The 17,992-nt window shown below is 34.3% G+C and carries 11 protein-coding genes and 1 tRNA gene; 6 read left to right on the top strand and 6 right to left on the bottom strand.

Features of this window, described 5'->3' with window-relative positions:
- Window positions 1–107 precede the first annotated feature (107 nt).
- Together VKJ25_RS17615 and VKJ25_RS17620 are read left to right on the top strand one after the other, a co-directional pair.
- On the top strand, window positions 108–1,274 hold the full coding sequence (locus VKJ25_RS17615; protein ID WP_324237943.1) for a SpoIID/LytB domain-containing protein: 1,167 nt from the start codon (window positions 108–110) through the stop codon (window positions 1,272–1,274).
- 608 nt (window positions 1,275–1,882) lie between these two features.
- The gene (locus VKJ25_RS17620) at window positions 1,883–2,035 is read left to right on the top strand and encodes a hypothetical protein (RefSeq protein WP_324237944.1); all 153 of its coding nucleotides are present in this window, start codon (window positions 1,883–1,885) and stop codon (window positions 2,033–2,035) included.
- 597 nt (window positions 2,036–2,632) lie between these two features.
- Here VKJ25_RS17620 and VKJ25_RS17625 read toward each other — a convergent pair.
- Window positions 2,633–3,982 carry a hypothetical protein gene (locus tag VKJ25_RS17625; RefSeq protein ID WP_324237945.1) on the bottom strand — a complete coding sequence of 450 codons (1,350 nt, stop codon included), beginning with the start codon at window positions 3,980–3,982 and terminating at the stop codon, window positions 2,633–2,635.
- 747 nt (window positions 3,983–4,729) lie between these two features.
- On the opposite strand from VKJ25_RS17625, the gene recN reads away from it, so the two are divergent.
- The 4 genes from recN to VKJ25_RS17645 all read left to right on the top strand — a co-directional run bounded on the left by recN (window position 4,730) and on the right by VKJ25_RS17645 (window position 11,090).
- Window positions 4,730–6,493, top strand: a complete 1,764-nt coding sequence (gene recN, locus VKJ25_RS17630) for a DNA repair protein RecN (RefSeq protein WP_324237946.1) — start codon at window positions 4,730–4,732, stop codon at window positions 6,491–6,493.
- Window positions 6,494–7,645: 1,152 nt separating this feature from the next.
- The gene (locus VKJ25_RS17635) at window positions 7,646–10,378 is read left to right on the top strand and encodes a GAF domain-containing protein (RefSeq protein ID WP_324237947.1); all 2,733 of its coding nucleotides are present in this window, start codon (window positions 7,646–7,648) and stop codon (window positions 10,376–10,378) included.
- Window positions 10,379–10,436: 58 nt separating this feature from the next.
- On the top strand, window positions 10,437–10,802 hold the full coding sequence (locus tag VKJ25_RS17640; protein WP_324237948.1) for a hypothetical protein: 366 nt from the start codon (window positions 10,437–10,439) through the stop codon (window positions 10,800–10,802).
- A gap of 102 nt (window positions 10,803–10,904) precedes the next feature.
- Entirely contained in the window at window positions 10,905–11,090 is a 186-nt protein-coding gene (locus VKJ25_RS17645) for a TLTLP motif-containing protein (protein ID WP_324237949.1), read from the top strand.
- A gap of 562 nt (window positions 11,091–11,652) precedes the next feature.
- Here VKJ25_RS17645 and VKJ25_RS17650 read toward each other — a convergent pair.
- The 5 genes from VKJ25_RS17650 to gshA all read right to left on the bottom strand — a co-directional run bounded on the left by VKJ25_RS17650 (window position 11,653) and on the right by gshA (window position 17,783).
- Window positions 11,653–12,255, bottom strand: coding sequence for a peroxiredoxin (locus VKJ25_RS17650; RefSeq protein WP_324237950.1), 603 nt, complete (start codon window positions 12,253–12,255; stop codon window positions 11,653–11,655).
- Window positions 12,256–12,595: 340 nt separating this feature from the next.
- Window positions 12,596–12,668 (bottom strand) — tRNA-Met (locus tag VKJ25_RS17655).
- Window positions 12,669–12,830: 162 nt separating this feature from the next.
- The gene (locus VKJ25_RS17660) at window positions 12,831–15,236 is read right to left on the bottom strand and encodes a peptidoglycan DD-metalloendopeptidase family protein (protein WP_324237951.1); all 2,406 of its coding nucleotides are present in this window, start codon (window positions 15,234–15,236) and stop codon (window positions 12,831–12,833) included.
- Between the two features lie 573 nt (window positions 15,237–15,809).
- Complete coding sequence (locus VKJ25_RS17665) at window positions 15,810–16,271, bottom strand: tRNA (cytidine(34)-2'-O)-methyltransferase (RefSeq protein WP_324237953.1); 462 nt, start codon at window positions 16,269–16,271, stop codon at window positions 15,810–15,812.
- A gap of 360 nt (window positions 16,272–16,631) precedes the next feature.
- Complete coding sequence (gshA, locus tag VKJ25_RS17670; RefSeq protein ID WP_324237952.1) at window positions 16,632–17,783, bottom strand: glutamate--cysteine ligase; 1,152 nt, start codon at window positions 17,781–17,783, stop codon at window positions 16,632–16,634.
- Window positions 17,784–17,992: the final 209 nt, after the last annotated feature.

Here is a 17,992-nt window from a genome sequence, read left to right on the forward strand (position 1 = left end):
CCCTGAGCTTTTGAAGTCAAGTAGTATGTTAAACTGTTATATTTGTTTTGGCTTCATCCTAAATTAACCTACCACAAATATAAAATCAAAAATATAAAATCAAAAATATGAGTTCTGGATTACTTTTTATTTCTTTTATTACTCCTACTATTAAACCATTAAAACGTTATTGGTGGATATCTATTCTAACATGGATATTAATGATTGCTCCTGCCCAAGCCTCCCTGAGCTTAAGAATTTCAATTCGAGAAGGAGCAAAACAAGTTAAAATAGGAAGTTCTACAAACGCCATAATTAGAGATAATCTAGGTAGAGAAATTGGAGAATTACGACCAGCTCAAGGCTTTGCAGCCGAACTTAAATCCGGAAAAGTCTCTTTAGCCAACTGGAGTTCCGGTCAAATATGGATCGAACCCAAAGGAGAAGGTTATGTATGGATAGGCGATCGCTGGTATAGAGGTCGTACTCAACTTATCCCTCATAAAGGAGGTATAACTGCTATTAACTATGTAAATATTGAAGAATATCTATATAGTGTTATTGGAGCTGAAATGAATGGTAATTGGCCACAAGAAGCACTAAAAGCCCAGGCTGTTGCAGCCCGTTCATACGCCCTAAATAAGCGTCAAGAAAATCTTAACAACTTTTATGATCTAGGTAATGACCAATATTGGCAAGTATATCAAGGAATTGAAAAAGAATCTCCAGGAACTTACGCTGCGGTGGACGCGACTCAAGGTCAAGTGCTTACCTACAATGGTCAAATTATTTTAGCTTTGTTCCATTCATCTTCTGGAGGACACACAGAAAATGTAGAAGATGTTTGGTCAAACCCATTACCTTACCTCCGCGCTGTTCCTGACTTTGACCAAGATGCTCCAGTTTATCAATGGACTAAATCATTTTCTCAAGGAGAATTAAAGCAACGAATCTCAGGAATAGGAAATATTCTGTCCATGACACCTCTGACAACTACTCCCCACGGTAGTGTTACTACTATTAAGGTTTTAGGGGATGGAGGGTTGAAAACTCTGGAAGGTTCAGACTTGACAGCAGCTCTAGGATTAAAAAGTACCAGATTTACAATTCGGATCAAGAAAAATGAAGGTCAAAAAGTTCCCACCAGTTTTCAATTTATGGGAAAAGGTTTTGGTCACGCGGTAGGAATGAGTCAATGGGGAGCTTATAATTTAGCTCGAAATGGATATAATTACCACCAAATTTTATTGTACTATTATCAAGGCGCAACTTTAGCCAGAATTGATGTTCGCTAAAAATAAAATTCATGCGTTCAAAAGTAAGATTTTATAGACCCAAAACTTTTATGGCACAGTAATTTTAGGTAATTATTTGACATTTTAAAGTAGAAAACTATTTCTAACATTATTTTTTAAAATTGGTATAATAACAATTGCTTAGGCAAAATTAATTATCTAATTTTACTTCCAAATTATAGAGCATATATGTTTTTCAGCAGATAAAATTCAAAATTCATGCGTTCAAAAGTAAGATTTTATAGACCCAAAACTTTTATGGCACAGTAATTTTAGGTAATTATTTGACATTTTAAAGTAGAAAACTATTTTTAACATTCTTTTTTAAAATTGGTATAATAACAATTGCTTAGGCAAAATTAATTATCTAATTTTACTTCCAAATTATAGAGCATATATGTTTTTCAGCTTGAAAGTATGTGTAATTAATTCTGCATAACTACTTAACTAAATTACTAATTGCTATCATATTACTTTTGCCCTCGCACCTCTGAAAAATTTCTGGTATAAGTAGAGCCATATTTTTGAAATAACAAATCCAAAAGTGGGAATGTATCTTAGTAGAAGTAAGTTCTTATCCTTTTGGCGATAAGCTGATTAATTTATATGTGTCAAATAGTCAAGAATGGCGACAATGGAAAGATAGAAAATTATACGAATTAGTTAATCATTTCGGTGATGAAGAATATGAATTAGTCAGCTTTAGTCATCACTCAAAATCTGACAATAATTATCTTATCTTTAAATGTCCGAAAATTTAAGCATCTAGCTATTAGTCATCAACTAAGGAAGGAAGCAAAATTTAATTTAAAATATAATACTAAGACGCATTTAAAATGCTTTTTAGGAATCCAGAATCCATAATTAATTAGCAATAAGGGTTGCATTATTAACTATGGTTTATTGATTAAATTATAGAAGAATTGAGATATCAAAGTTTTAGAGTTTTTAGGTATCAAAAAAGCGGGAACTTTTAGGCTACTGACGCTGCAAAAATTGAGGATTTTTGGCTGACTATTTATTATAAAATAATCGCTCTTACCCCACATTCCGACCAAATCCTTTGTAACTCTTATCTCTCTTAACTCTGTACGGAAGTTCCACGCAACATCCCTACGACTCCCTAACTCAACAAAAAGACTGAAGAAGCGCAAACCCTAACTTAAGAATATAACAAATATGCGGTTGAAATGCTTAACAGTTTACATAACTTCTCTACTATTTGTCTAGTTTTAAATTCAGAAAAATATTGATAAATCATAGCCTGAAAAGCCAGATATTATTAACCAATAGCCAACAAATAATAACTAAATACTTACCCGAAATTTATAATCTAACATTATAGATACTTTATAGTTTCAACTAATATTTTCAGTATCTGATTCTTCTAACCTCCTTTGCCATTCAACATTAATTTTATCTACCTGTTCAACTTCCTGTTTTATCATATCCTTTTCCGTTGTATAAGCTAAATCTTGACTACTAATAATTGTTTCTTTAGCAAATTCTTTAGCATAATTAATTTTCTGCCTTAATAAATTATTAGCATGATTTAAAGCCACAGCTCTTTTTTGCCTTTCTTGATTCCGTTTTTCAACTTTATCATTTCGCCATTGTACCCAAAAATAACGAATTAATGGTAACACTAAAAAACTAATACCATAAATAAGTAGTAGAGGATAAATAACTTCAACAAAAGCAATAAATCCACCAATCTGAGCTGCCACTGTACCATCTTTTAACAAAGAACCCAAAACCAAAGCACCAACAAAATTAACAATACCTAATCCGGTTGCTAACATTATCTGCCCAGAACTTGCCTCACTAAAACGCCAAGATTTTTCCTTTAAATAAGCAGAAACAGGTTGATTATTCCATTCTTTCGCTGTTGTTTGTAACTCAGAAAAATGATATACAATTTGACCATCAGGACTAACTTCCGGGCGACCGTTAAAACGAATCAATACTGGTAAAATATACTCCTCATATTCCAGAGTATATCCTTTTCCTAAATCATCCAAATAAGGAGCAACTTGTTCAGCAACTACCGCCCCTTGATTATTCTTAATTACAGTAGCGATCGCCTGCCAACGTTCCTCATTTAAAAAGTAATTAGGGTTGCCATCTCCAAATAAAAAAGAAAATACAGCCTCCAAAAAATTCATTTTATTTTCCTTACCTGAAGTTCGATATTTTTGTCTTTCGCCTTGATATTTATAACGTTCATTATAATATCCCCAATTAAACAAATCAAACAAATCAGGAATGAAAATAAACCGAGGGAAAAATGCCATTCCACCACCCGAACTTTTACCCCCACCACCTGAGTCATTTCGTTCACTGCTAGAATTAATTGAAATAACAATAATAGCAATAGCAACCATGATAATTATTAAAGAAAGTATCAATAAAATCCCAAAAGAAATTCTAATTAAATAAAACAATATCCGCCCAACTTTTTCCCACCATTCTCTTAATCTTAATCGCCAAAATTTGTTGCGTAAAACACCTCTAAAATTCTTAGGAAATAAATAAGCAATTTCCCCTGATTCTGATACTTGTAAATGACCGCCAGCATCTGTAGCTAAAGCCAATAATCCTGGTTCTACAACTTTAACATCTAATCCAGCTTGAGCCGCTACATCTCCCACAGTAACCCGGTAGTCCAAACTCTCGATCGCTGTCATTATCCTAAGATTTGGAGTCATAAAATTACCTCAGATATAATTAATCTATTTATTTAAAATTATAGACAAAAAGTCAATAATACCAAGCACGATAAATGTTTGTTACAAATGGTCATTGCAGTTAATAGCTGTTTCCAATGAATTGGAGCAGATATTTTTAAGTATTGCAGTTATGATATTGATGAGGTACACTATTTATCTTATCCGATCTATTCCATGTTCCTTAAAATCCCAAATTTCTGTACCTTAAAAATTTGAGAATCCCTAAAACTCTATAAATTTTAATCCTAACAGTAACTATAATCTTATGTATATAAAATCTTATTTACAAAGACAAATTTTGTGAAAATGTGGTCAAAATTATTCTAATTACATATTATCAATTTGAGAACAGAAAACACAACTATAGAAAAATAATTGAAAAATTAACGTAAGCATTCAGTTTTTGAACTCATGCCAACAATTACTAAAGCTAGCTGATGAGCTTATAGCTTTTAATTCTCTTAGAGACTAATTCTTCCTTCTCAGAACTATAAAAGTGAAAGCCAAACATTTAATCTCCTTTTATTTCTTATTCAGCTAATATCCATTTAAAATGTGTATTAGTAAATCATAAATTAGAAGTAATAAGAGTTGTATTCTTAACTAGACACACAACAAATATGTGGTTTAAATACTTAACTTGTTACTTGCTTGTTACTTCTTACTTCTTACTTCTTACTTCTTACTTCTTACTTATTACTTATTACTTCTTCCTTCCTTGAATAAATGCTTACATCCCTTCGCATTAATAACTTTGCCCTCATAGACCATCTCGATCTAAAATTAGGTTCAGGTCTAAATGTATTCACAGGTGAAACAGGTGCTGGTAAGTCCATTATCCTAGATGCTCTTAATGCCACTCTAGGAGCTAAAATAGATCGCCGTATCATCAGAACCGGAACTAAACGAGCCATCCTAGAAGCAACCTTTGATCTTAACTCAGATTTAGCTGAATGGTTAAGCAATCAAGAAATCGAACCATTAGATGGTAAATTAGTAGTTTGTAGTCGAGAAATTGTTGTGGCCGAAAATTCCCTACGCACCAGGTCTCGTGTGAATGGCATTCTTGTGAACCGGAAAATAATGGACCAAATTCGTGATCGCCTAGTAGAAATTACAGCTCAAGGCCAAACTGTACAACTAGGCAATCCCGATATGCAAAGAGAATGGCTTGATTTATATGGTGGTCATCCCCTGCTAAAATGTCGAGAAGCAGTAAATATTGCCTATCAAAAAGCTCAAAAAGCCAAGGCAGCATTAGAAAACCGTCGTCAGTCAGAGAAGGGACGTTTACAAAGAATAGACTTATTACAATATCAACTACAAGAATTAGATAAAGCTAATCTTACTGAAGCTCAAGAATTAGAACAATTAATACAAGAAAGTCAACGTCTTAGTCATGCAGTTGAACTGCAACATCAAAGTTATCAAATATATCAAGCTTTATACCAAAGTGAGGGAGATAATTCAGCAGCAGCCGACCTTTTAGGAGAAGTAGAAACTATATTAAATGATATGGTAAACTATGATTCTACATTGCAACCTATATCAGAAATGATTAGTGAAGCTCTGGCTCAAGTTGTTGAAGCTAGCCGACAAATTAGCAGTTATAACGAGCAATTAGAAGCCGATCCTCAAAGATTGGAGGATGTAGAAGAAAGAATTAAAGAACTTAAACAAATTTGTCGTAAGTATGGTCCTACTTTAGAAGAAGCTATTAATTATTATTATAAAATACAAGTAGAACTTAAAGAATTACTAGAAGGAGGAGAGTCTCTAGAAGCACAAGAAAAAACATATCAAGAAGCTAAAAAAGAATTACAAAACAAATGTAATGAACTTAGTTTACAACGTCAAAATGCAGCAACTAAACTAGAAACACATTTAGTAGAAGAACTAAAACCTATGGCTATGGAGAAAGTCAAATTTCAGGTACAAATTACTTCTACTACTCCAACATCTACAGGTGCTGACCACCTGATATTCTGTTTTAGTTCTAATCCTGGTGAGCCATTACAACCTCTAAATTTAACTGCATCTGGAGGAGAAATGAGTAGGTTTTTATTAGCATTAAAAGCTTGTTTTTCTCAAACCGAAGTATCAGGTACTCTTGTCTTTGATGAAATAGATGTAGGAGTTTCTGGAAGAGTAGCAGGAGCTATTTCCGAAAAACTACACCAACTTAGTCGCCAAAATCAAGTTCTATGTGTAACTCACCAACCTATAGTAGCTGCAATGGCAGACCATCATTTTAATGTTAGTAAACAGGTTATCAAAGAAATGACCAATATAGAAGCAAAGAATCAAAAATGTGAGGAGAGAACAATAGTTAGAGTGAAAACCCTAGATAATTATCAACGACGAGAAGAACTTGCACAATTAGCTAGTGGTAGATCAGCTCAAGAAGCTATAGCTTTTGCAGAATCTCTGTTAACTCAAGCTGCTACTAAAAGAGAGAAAAGTTTGACTTCTAGTTCTGGAGGTGAGTAGTAATTTACATCTATGAAAATGGAAGTCTTTTGTTCAATAATTAGGGATTGTTGATTTATCCCTCCCATTTAGAGATAAAGGTTTGCAGAATTTTAGGTGCTGATTTATCGGGAACCGTAAAAGTACCAGAATTTTAAGCTGATGGAGGGAAAAAGTGAGGATTTTAGGATAATTATGACAGAAAAACTAAGAGGGGATTATGAATAACCACTTTTTCTACAACTCCCCGTTTCTCCTAACTCTGTAAGAACGTTGTATAATCCCTAGATACTCCCTACCAAGTACAAAAATGCTTTCCATGCCCAAACCATAATTAGGTCTTGCTGATTAAATATTCCTCGCATTTACAGATAAAGGTATTGGTCTTTTTAGGTCGTGATTTCTCGGTAACCGTGAAATTACCTGGTTTTTACCTATTCATCCAAGGTTCCCGAAAAACCAACAAGGAAGGAATTCTCGATAGACAAGTAGGAAAAAATAAAGGTAAAATTATCCATCCTACTTTCTCTGTCTCCCCACACTTCCCACCCTTCCCACACTCTGCTTTTTCAGCAGAAACTAATTATAGAGGAGGTACTCAGAAAAATCAAGGGATAATTAATAGAAAAAATGGATACAAATCCAAAGTAAAACTATTGCCAGAATGGCAATTTCCTATTTTATCCCCTCACCAAAATACTTTTTTAGCAGACCCCAAGTTATGGCAATTAATGTACTGTCATACAATATATAAATGCTATTCTATTTATGTCAAAAATTTTGCCACTTTTTGGCATGGAGGAAATAGGTCATGGTTCAGGATTTCGGAGCTTATTTTTAGTTTTTTTAATTGTTACGATCTATTTAAGATTTTTATAAAAAAATTCTTACATCTGATAACAAAAACAAATTAATCAGTTAAGTATCCTTATCTACATTTTTGCCTTAGTTTTAGAGTAAACATTTAGTTAGATCGAAGTTCCCTTAATAAAAGATAAGAATAAATTATGCAGATAACAATGAAAAATAAATTATGTTATACTACACTACATATATAAAATTTAAAAAGCTTTGTATGTTTAATAATAATTAACAAAGCTAAGCTAAAGTCAAATAAGAACTCTAATTTTACAAACAAACAAAAAAGAGTATCCAAAATATAATTAAAATCTTATGACATCTACATCTCCAAACCACATAGCAAGAGAGTACACAATCCCAATAGAGGATGTGGAAGTTATAGAGGGCAATAACCATGAAGTATCTCACCCTCACAATAATAATTATGATTATAAAAATCCGGAAATTAATAGCACTAATACTAACGGAGATAACCACAAAAATCAAGAAAGTAGTGCATTAGTTCATCCTGGTTCTGGAGCTAATTTTTCAGAATTTCTAGCTCCCTTAACCAAAAAGGATTTTACAAAAGTTGTTAAAGATGTAGAAGAAAAACTGAAGACAGTTAATCAAACCCTGGGGATGCTCAACAATTTGTTAGAGGCTCAAGGATTTGATGCTATTCTCCATGAAATGTTACGTTCAATTACTATCAAAACAGGAGAATTATTGAATGCTGACCGGACAACAATTTGGTTATTAGATGAGGAAAAAGAAGAGCTTTGGTCAACAGTTGCTCAAGGAGCAAATGGCAAACCATTAGAATTAAGAATCTCCGCAAATGTAGGAATAGCTGGAGAATCAGCTCAAGGTAAAAAAATCATCAATATACCTTACGATTTCTATGACGATCCTCGTTCCGCTTCAGCTAAAAAATTCGATAAACAAAATGGATATCGAACCTACAGTATGATAGTAATGCCGTTACTGCAAGAAGAAACTGGGGATTTAATCGCAGTTGTCCAACTTCTAAATAAGTTAAAATCAGATGCAGAACAATATGAACTCCTAGAAGAAAAAATAGATATCAGTGGATTTACTGAAGAGGATCAAAGAGTATTTAATGAATTTGCTCCTTCTATTAGTTTGATACTAGAATCTTCCAAGTCATTTTATGCAGCTACCCAAAGACAAAGAGCAGCAGAAGCTCTAATGAAAGCTGTAGACTCCCTCAGCAAAAGTAGCTTAGACTTAGAAGATACTCTCAAAAAAGTAATGAACCAGGCCAAGGAACTGATGAATGCAGACCGCAGTACCTTATGGCTCATAGATAATGAGAAAAATGATCTCTGGACAAAAATTCCTATTGATGGTAAATTAACCGAAATTAGAATAGCTAAAGATAAAGGCTTCGCTGGTATGGTTGCCACATCTGGCGAACCACTACTAATTCCTTTTGATGTATATACAGATGCCCGTTCAGTAACGGCCAAAGAAACAGACGAAAAAACAGGTTATCGTACCTGTAGCCTATTATGTATGCCTGTTTTTAACGCCGATAATGAATTAATTGGTGTGACTCAGTTAATAAACAAAAAGAAACAAGGAGAATATCCACCCTATAACCACGCAGACTGGCCAAAAGCACCAGAGCAATGGAGAGCCAGTTTTAATCGTAATGATTTAGAGTTTATGAAAGCCTTTAACATCCAAGCTGGTGTAGCTCTCCAAAACGCTAAACTATTTCATACAGTTAAACAAGAACAGCAAAGGCAAAAGGATATTCTCCGCAGTCTCAGCAACGGCGTAATTTCTACTGACAAAAAAGGCAAAGTTATTGCTACTAATGAAAGTGCCAGACATTTGCTAGGCATTAGCGAGACAGAGATAGTAGCAGGCAAAAATGTCAAAGCTCTAGTTTCCCTGAAAGAAGGTGAATTTTCTAAATGGTTAGATTCAGCCCTTTCTCCTAGTGAAAGTAAAGAGTATCAACAGTATTATCCAGATCAAACTTTGTTGCCTCAAGGTGGTTTACCTCCTCAAAGTATTAATTTGTCCATTAACTCCATGATTGATGCCTTAGAACCGACTCGGGTGAATGGTGTATTAGTAGTAATGGAGGACATTACTGGAGAAAAACAAGTTAAAAATTTGATGTACCGCTACATGACACCAGAAGTTGCCGAAAAATTATTAGAAACTGGTGATACTGGTCTAGGTGGTAAACGTAACCAAGTATCTGTACTTTTTAGTGATATTCGCAGTTATACAACTTTAACAGAAGGCATGGAAGCTGAAGAAGTTGTTAGTATGCTAAACGAATACTTTGAGGAGATGGTAGATGCTGTCTTTAAATACAAAGGTACTCTTGATAAATATATAGGAGATGCTTTAATGGCAGTATTTGGGGCTCCAGGTTGGTTAGACGATCATCCTTTATGTGCCATGAAAACTGCTGTGGAAATGCGCCAACGCTTAAAAGTATTTAATCAAAAGCGGATAGCGAACCAGAAAAAGGCGATTAGTATTGGTATGGGAATTCACTCCGATGAAGTAGTTAGTGGTAATATTGGCTCTAGTAAACGAATGGAGTTAACTTCTATTGGAGATGGTGTTAACTTAGCCTCGCGCCTTGAAGGTACAAGTAAACAGTATGGTACAGATTTGATCATCAGTTATAATACTTACGAACCTTACAAAGAAAAGCTTTGGGTTAGGGAACTGGATTTTATCACTGTGAAGGGGAAAAGTCAACCTGTCAGAATATATGAACTTTTAGGTTTTAAAGAAGGCGACCTGAAGCAAGACTTGACCGATCAACAACATCAAATTGTCGAATATTATCATCAAGGACGGGAGTATTATTTAAGGCCAGCTAGAGAGAAAAACTTAAAAGAGACTTCTATAAAAGAAGCTTTTGAATTAGCTGAGGCTGAATTTAAAAAAGTTTTAGAGATCGATCCAAATAATAAAGCAGCTAAGTTACACGTTGGTCGTTGTCAACTATTTCAGGCCGAACTTCCTCCCCAAGATTGGGATGGAGTCTGGAAGTTAACTGAAAAGTAAAAATTTTTCTCTCAAAAGAATGTTATATCTCATATATTGAAATAAACTAGCCCTAGTTATGGATAATTTAAATTCCCACTACTCAGATACTGAATGGGTAGAGAAGGTTCATCAATTATTGGTTGAAATTGCCAGTGCTTCTGTTTCAGATAGACCCAAGCTACCAGAAAATGTTGCTGAAAGAGCTCTACCACTGGCTAAGAAAGCAAAAAGTATCCAAGAAAAAGCTGATAGCCTAATTATTCCTTCAGATTCCCTAGAATGGGTAGAAAAGGTACGTCAATTTTTATTGGATTTATCTCGTGCTGCTTTGGCAGACATACCCAGATTACCTGTAAGTATAGGCCAAGAATCTTTGAATCTGGCGAATACAGCTCAAGAGATTAAAGACAAAGTTACTGAAAAAAATCGTAGTTGTCAATAATTAAAAGTTTAAAGTTGAGATGAACTTAAAAATAGCATCTATAATAAATAGAAAGCTCCTATTACAACTAACAATTTTAAGTTTTTTAGAAATTTCCTAAATATGGAATCAGATAGTCAACCTCCTAGTTACTCAGACGATCAACCACCTCAAAGGATTGCCAATATTTTGGGAATGGCGATCGCTGTATTGACTCTAACATTGCCTCTATTAGCTATTGTTCGTTATTCTCAGAATAATATTAATGTAAGTCCTCAAACACTTTATGAATTGTCTGAGTATGAATGATTTATGACTAAATTTCTAATAACTTTAGTTTTTATTTCTATCCTACTTCAGTCTCTAAAATTATTTCAAATCAGTGTGTTTTCTTAGAGATTCAATAAATTTAGTTGATACTCTTTTTCGACATAAGATTAAGAGTTCAACTATTTATTAGTAAACATTACTTTGAGGAAAAATATTATTATCTAAAATACTTATGGCTTGCTTATGGAAAGTATTTTTGTCAAGGTAGAGAGTAGTTATAAGGTATAGGAAATGGAGATTACAGAGGAAGTGACTATAAAGAATAGTAATAGTTATTTTTATGCTATAGCCACCCAAAAATCTCATACTTTTTCGAGGCATAGAAACCCTAAAACCTTAATATTTCAGTGCTTCTATTTGTAATAAATATCCAGTAATTCAAAATCAGGGGTTCTTTATTGCGATTCTCCTCAACTTTAATTCATTGAAATATATTTCCAATTTACAACTACAAGACCTGAAGTACAAAAATATGAGTTAAAATGTGGGAATAAAGATTTGCTCCAAACTATGAGTTATTTTCTTAAGCACTTAAAATGATTTATTCAAAATAAGTAGCAAAGAATTGTTTAGACTTAATTGGATCAGGATTCATCGTTTTGTCCCCTGGTTTCCAGCCCACAGGACAAACTTCATCTGAGTGAACCTGTACATATTGAATAGCTTGTAAAGTACGGATTGTTTCATCCAAATTACGACCAAAAGCAAAATTATTAATTGTTATATGCTGGATAATACCTTCTCTATCAATAATAAACAGTCCCCGGAGAGCAATACCAGCCTCTGGGTCTAAGACATTGTAGGCCACACTAATTTCTTTCTTAATATCAGATAATAGTGGATAACTAAGGTCTCCAATACCTCCAGACTTAGGGTCTGTTTGAATCCAAGCTAGATGTGAAAATTCACTGTCCACTGAAACTCCTAAAACTTCAGCGTTAAGTGACTCAAATTCTTTGTAGCGATTGTTAAAGGCTATAATCTCAGTTGGGCAAACGAAAGTAAAATCTAGGGGGTAGAAGAATAAAACTACATACTTACCAAGATAATCAGACAGTTTAATTGTCTCGAATTCCTGATCCACTACAGCCGTAGCAGTAAAATCTGGAGCCTTCTGACCCACACGCAGGCATTCGTCTGTCATGATTTAATTCTCCTTATAAAAATAAGTTCATAAATTCTTGATTCTGAGCTATCTTCAATCTAACATTTGTAGATACTTCCAGCTTGAATAACTAATACCTTCATTAACAAGGTGATATTAGTTCAGCCTTTAACCTAATCAATAAATATAATTAGTCATCTGTCAGATATTAAAATTCTCAATCTCTTAATCATCATATCATCTAAATTTTCTTTGAAGGTAACTATTCTCAAAGTTTTGTTACCAACCATCCAATTTAGTAGTCTGATTTGAAATCCTCCCCGGCCTAAAGGCAGGGAGATTCCTATTTCTACCTAAAAAGTATGAAAATTAATGTATATGGCTCAGGCGGGATTTGAACCTGCGACCTTGGGCTTATGAGTCCCCTGCTCTAACCACTGAGCTACTGAGCCTTATTATTTTTTAGACCTTAACAATTATAGCATAAGCTATCATGGTTTCGTCAAGTATTAAGATGTTTTTTTTCTAACAATCTAAATTCAATTTAAGACTAAACTTGATATTTTAGGTTAATTCCCATTTCTATAACTAGAAATGGGAATTATTTTGATAATCTAATTGGAAGCCACTGGAGAAGGTAGATAAGCCATTGGATTGACAGCTCCACTGTCTTTAGGATGAATTTCAAAATGTAAATGTGGTCCAGTGCTACGTCCAGTGCTACCCATTTTAGCAATCAGCTCACCCTGAGCAACTTTTTGGCCTTTCCTGACTAAAATTTCGCTGTTATGAGCATAAACTGTAATACTGCCATTGGGGTGTTCAATTTCTACTAGATAACCGTAACCTCCACTATTCCAATCAGCATAAGTTACCTCGCCAGGAGCTGCTGCTACAATAGGTGTACCAGTAGGTGCAGCTATATCAATACCTCTGTGCATTCTTCCCCATCGTGGACCGTAACCAGATGTCATCGCCCCTCTTGCAGGCCAGCTATACCCGGTAAATTGCATTGAGCCACCAGGCAAATAGGTATCAGCTTTACCTAAAGGTGGTAAACCTGGAGAGACCATTTTGTCAATTGCCGGATTATTCAAAATTTCATCAGCATTAGTTGCTATTGGTGCTACTGCTATTGTTGATAAATCTTGAGATTGACTAACCGGACTTGCTACAGGAAGTGGATTGACAATTTTAGCAGGATTTCTGCTTTCCACTATATTAGTTTCTATTTCTTCAGAGAATTGTCTGGCTTGGGAACTACTAATTTCTAGCTGATAAGTTGGCTGTAAGTATCTCTTTTGATTTTCAGAAAGATGATTAATAGATGAGTTATTTTCTAAAGATAGTGGTTGAGGTACCGGAATAGTTATGGGTTCTGAATCAGTAATCTGAGGCTCTTCAAGATCTTTTTGAGCATCATATTCCTGTTGTAGCCTACTAATTTCTGATCTTAAACGGTTAGCATAGGGATTTTCTTGATTATCGGTTTGAACTACTGCTGATAATTCACTATCTTGAGTATCTCTGTCCACTGGCAATGGTTGAACAGATTGGTTACTACCAAGATGGATTTGACTTTCTAAGACCACAACAGAATCAGGCTCAGATAACTTTGATTCTTGGTTATCAGGCCATGCTTTTGGTTCAATTGTTGTTTGAGAATTTTCTTGAATAGACTGTATTGAAATTGGAAATTCTTCTGATTCACTATCTATTTCTGAGTCTTCATAGTCTAGCTCTTGAGACCAAGATATATTATCTGAACTGGCTGTTATTGGAATTTCTGGTGCAGTAACATTGAGTTCACTATCTGATGAATAATCAAATTCTCTAGTGATTATCTTGGGTTCGGGAAAATCAGATTGATTATTTTGATTTTCCAAAGTAGGTTGACTCAAGTCTTCTTGTTGTTCAAAAGAAGAATATGATTCTAGTTGACTAGAATTGCCAGTTGTAGGATTTTCAGAAGTTAATGACGAAGAAGATGGTTCATGAGGAATTTTTAAGAATTTTGCAGTTTCAATTACGTTTGGGTCTTTGATCTGATTAGCTTTAGCTAATTCTTTTACAGATAAATTGTTCTGATTAGCAATTAAACTCAGTGTGTCCCCAGAACGCACTCTGTAGATTAATGAAACTGGTTTAGATGCAATTTCTGAATCAATAACTACTGCCCCTTCTACTTTTTTCTCTTCAGTCTTGATTGACTCTTGAGAAATATCTTCTTCATATTCAGTTATTTGTCTAGGAACAGAATTATTATCTACTTGAGGCGTAGCTATTTGTAGCGGTGGTTCTGCAGTAACTAAATTTTCTGTCTGATATGTATTTTCTCGGAATTTCTGGGTTGATAAATCAGAAGGCTTTTCTACAGACTCAGAAACAGATTCCTCATAACTAAAATCTACCGAACTTTTTACCTGGGGGTTTCTTTGTGGTTGAACAGGGTCAATTTCTATTTTTGACTGCTCAACTGCTTGGCCATCATTATCAACAGCTTTCTTAACTTGTAGTTTATTTAGGGCACCTAAAGGAGGTAAACTATCAGCTTTTCCTAGAGCCAGGTTTTTTTGTTTAAGTTCTACAGGAAAAAAAGACTGATCTTCTAGTGCTTGTCCTGACGGCAGAACAGTTTCAGGTTGAGTTAACCCTACTTCAGAATCACTATTTCCTTGACCATCTATACTGTATTGGCTAAATTTTGGCAGTGATAAATCTTTTGAAGTATTAATTCCAGTAACATTTAGTTCTGGAACTACTACTGTAGAAGAAGAATATTGTTGATTCGTATCTACTTGAGGGTATTCTGCTGCTACTGCATTATTGTTTTCCCCAGAGAACAGGATGCCTGATGCACCCATTGTAGTGGAAATAGCAGCAAGTCCAATCATAGCAGCAGAGGAACAAGCTTTACTACTACCACTTATACTTATTTGTTTAGTCCGATCTACATTTGCTTCTGTGTGAAGTTCACAGTTAGCAGCAGACTTATTCTGATTGGGAAATGTTCGTTTCATGGAACGACCTCCTATTGACAAGCGTTTAACTATCCTGAAACTTCTTTTGCCAATGATCTAGGTCAGTTAATTTTATAGCTCCAGATCACTTTCAATCATCAGGCTTAGGTTAGGTTATCCTGCTTTGCTAAAAAAAGCAAGTACAATTCTAACTTAATTTTGATATTATTGCCCAAATCCAAGAAAATAATTAACTTTTGACTGAATAGTATAGTATAGATTAAAGTTTTTTCCTGTTTCTATATCAATTACTAATATTTAGTTATTTTTTCTCTTTTTGGTCATACAATAAATATCCTCTAGATTTAGAGGATCATTTCAGGAGGAAATCATAATCTCAAATTCTGGCCGACAACAAATTGTTGACTTCGCAATTATGATATAGCTGAAATCAGAATTTAACTTCTGACTGTGACTATATTGAGGTGTAATAATTTCCATGCTGATAACGAATAGCTACTACATTATAGCAGTCCTCAAGGTGATTCTGTCAAAAATTTATCTTAATTTATCAAAAATTTATCTTAATTTAGAAGACGGAGAAAGTAGGAAGAATAAGAGATGGGGAGAATTCTAGCTTAGATAACCCAATTGACGCCTAGCTTCAAATAAACCTAAAGCAGCACTAACAGAAAGATTTAAACTACGAACTTTTGGTTGTGTCATTGGTATATATAGGTTTTCAGCACAATAGTCTAACACATCTTGTGGTAGTCCATTAGTTTCGGAACCAAATAAAAGCCAATCATTGATTTGATATGAAAATTTGGTATAGTTAATGTCGCCTTTTTTGCTGAAGCCAATTAGTCTTCCACTTTGTTTCTGATGATAAATTTTAAAATCTTCTAGGTTCTGATGGAAATTTAATTTTACATAAGGCCAATAATCTAAACCAGCCCTTTTTAAGTAGCGATCACTAATTTCAAATCCTAAAGGTCCTACTAAGTGTAGTTCCGTATCGGTAGCAGCGCAAGTACGGGCAACATTACCTGTATTTGGTGGAATTTGTGGATAGACTAGGACAATTTTGGGCATGAAAGCAACAACTATATTATATATTTTGATACCAATCAAATCACAATTCAATAATGGGTTTGCTTAGTTTTTTTATCAATTTTAAATATATCAGGATTTAGGTTGGCGATTCTAGAAATCAGACTTTTTCTAAATATCTATTTTATGTGAAGCTAAAAGTTTTGGGTTTGATGAATCAATCTATTTTTAATAAGAAACTGGGTTTGTTGTAGACAGATATGAGCATGGTAAAAAATTTAATATAAACCCCGTTTCTAAACTTTAGAAAAATCTTGTGCAACATCAATAACTCCTTATTTTATGGTAGAAACCAAATTTTGCATCTGGTTAAGTCCTGACAATCAAACAATCAAACTAAGGTTATGCAGCGATTGATTGACACAACTTATCTTCCAATTCTTTTTCTTGTTTGATCATATCTAAGGTTGTGGCTTGAATTATACTTGGAGTATCAAAACTATTTTCATATTGCTTTAACCATTTTTGTGCTGTATTACCTTCCCGAATAACTTTTTTAATAGGTGAAAGAAAGCAACTAAAACCCCGTTCTTTAGCATAAGGTAAAACCTGTTGATATATTTCCTCAATCCAATTTCTAGCTAGAATGGTTTTACCATCTTGCCAATGACAGAGTTGAGCTTCCAGACTATGGTGAGCTACTGCAATTTCATTATTATCTGCTATATTTACTACATCTTCAGAACTTTTGCTTGCTGAAAAATTACTTTTTTCTAAAGGATCGAGACTAGGGTCATCAAATAATTGCCATAAACGAGCTTCTAATAAGGCAACTAAGGCCAATTGCATAATTGGGTTTTCGACAAAGTCACAGATTCTCAATTCTAAACGATTAAGATTATAGGGACGGCGATCGCCATTAGGTCGGACAGAACACCATAAATGTCGGACATTTTGCATAGTGCCTGCGATAATTTGTTCTTCGGTCCATTTGATAAAATGATTATGACTTTCAAATAGAGGGACATAAGTTGGAGTTTTGGGAAAGACGGCCCAACGAGTAGAGTGAAACCCTGTTATTTGACCATCTAGAAAAGGAGAAGAGGCGCTAAGAGCTAAGTATAAGGGGGCTTCCATCCGAATTAAACGAATAGCTTGCATTAGTAATTCTGGGTCGCTCATACCAACATTGATATGAATACTGGTGGTAACAACTTTAGAACCGTAGGTTTTTTCTATGTATGTATGATATGGGTTGTTTGGATCAGAACGACAAAAAATATTACTATTTCCCAGAGATAGGGTACTTCCGGGAAGTATAGTGTAATTTCCTAGAGAGCTTAGATAGTTTCTTAGTTTGAGTCTTGGTTTTACTAGGGCGCATAAAAGTCGTTCATAATTGCACAACGGTGGAGTGGTATACTCTACATTTCTACTATCTGGCTCTCTGACAAACCCCTCTACTTTGGCCACAATTTGATCTGAGAGGCCAATAATATCACCTTGAGGTGTGCCAGTATACATTTCTACTTCAAATCCTTTTGATAGCAGCACAACAGGCTCCTGACTATAATTAATTTATATTTTTCATCCTATCTTGTATTTAACATCTTTTTATCTTATATCAATATGTTTTAATTCTAGGTCATTTCAGTTAATGACAGAAAAATTAGGGAGATAATTCTGATTATGACTTTCTGACTGATTCGCTGTTTCTCCTGAATGCTGACTCCTCTTTTGGTAATGATTGTAATTTAATTAGG

It is taken from the genome of Okeania sp., assembly GCF_035285525.1.
GTDB lineage: Bacteria > Cyanobacteriota > Cyanobacteriia > Cyanobacteriales > Microcoleaceae > Trichodesmium.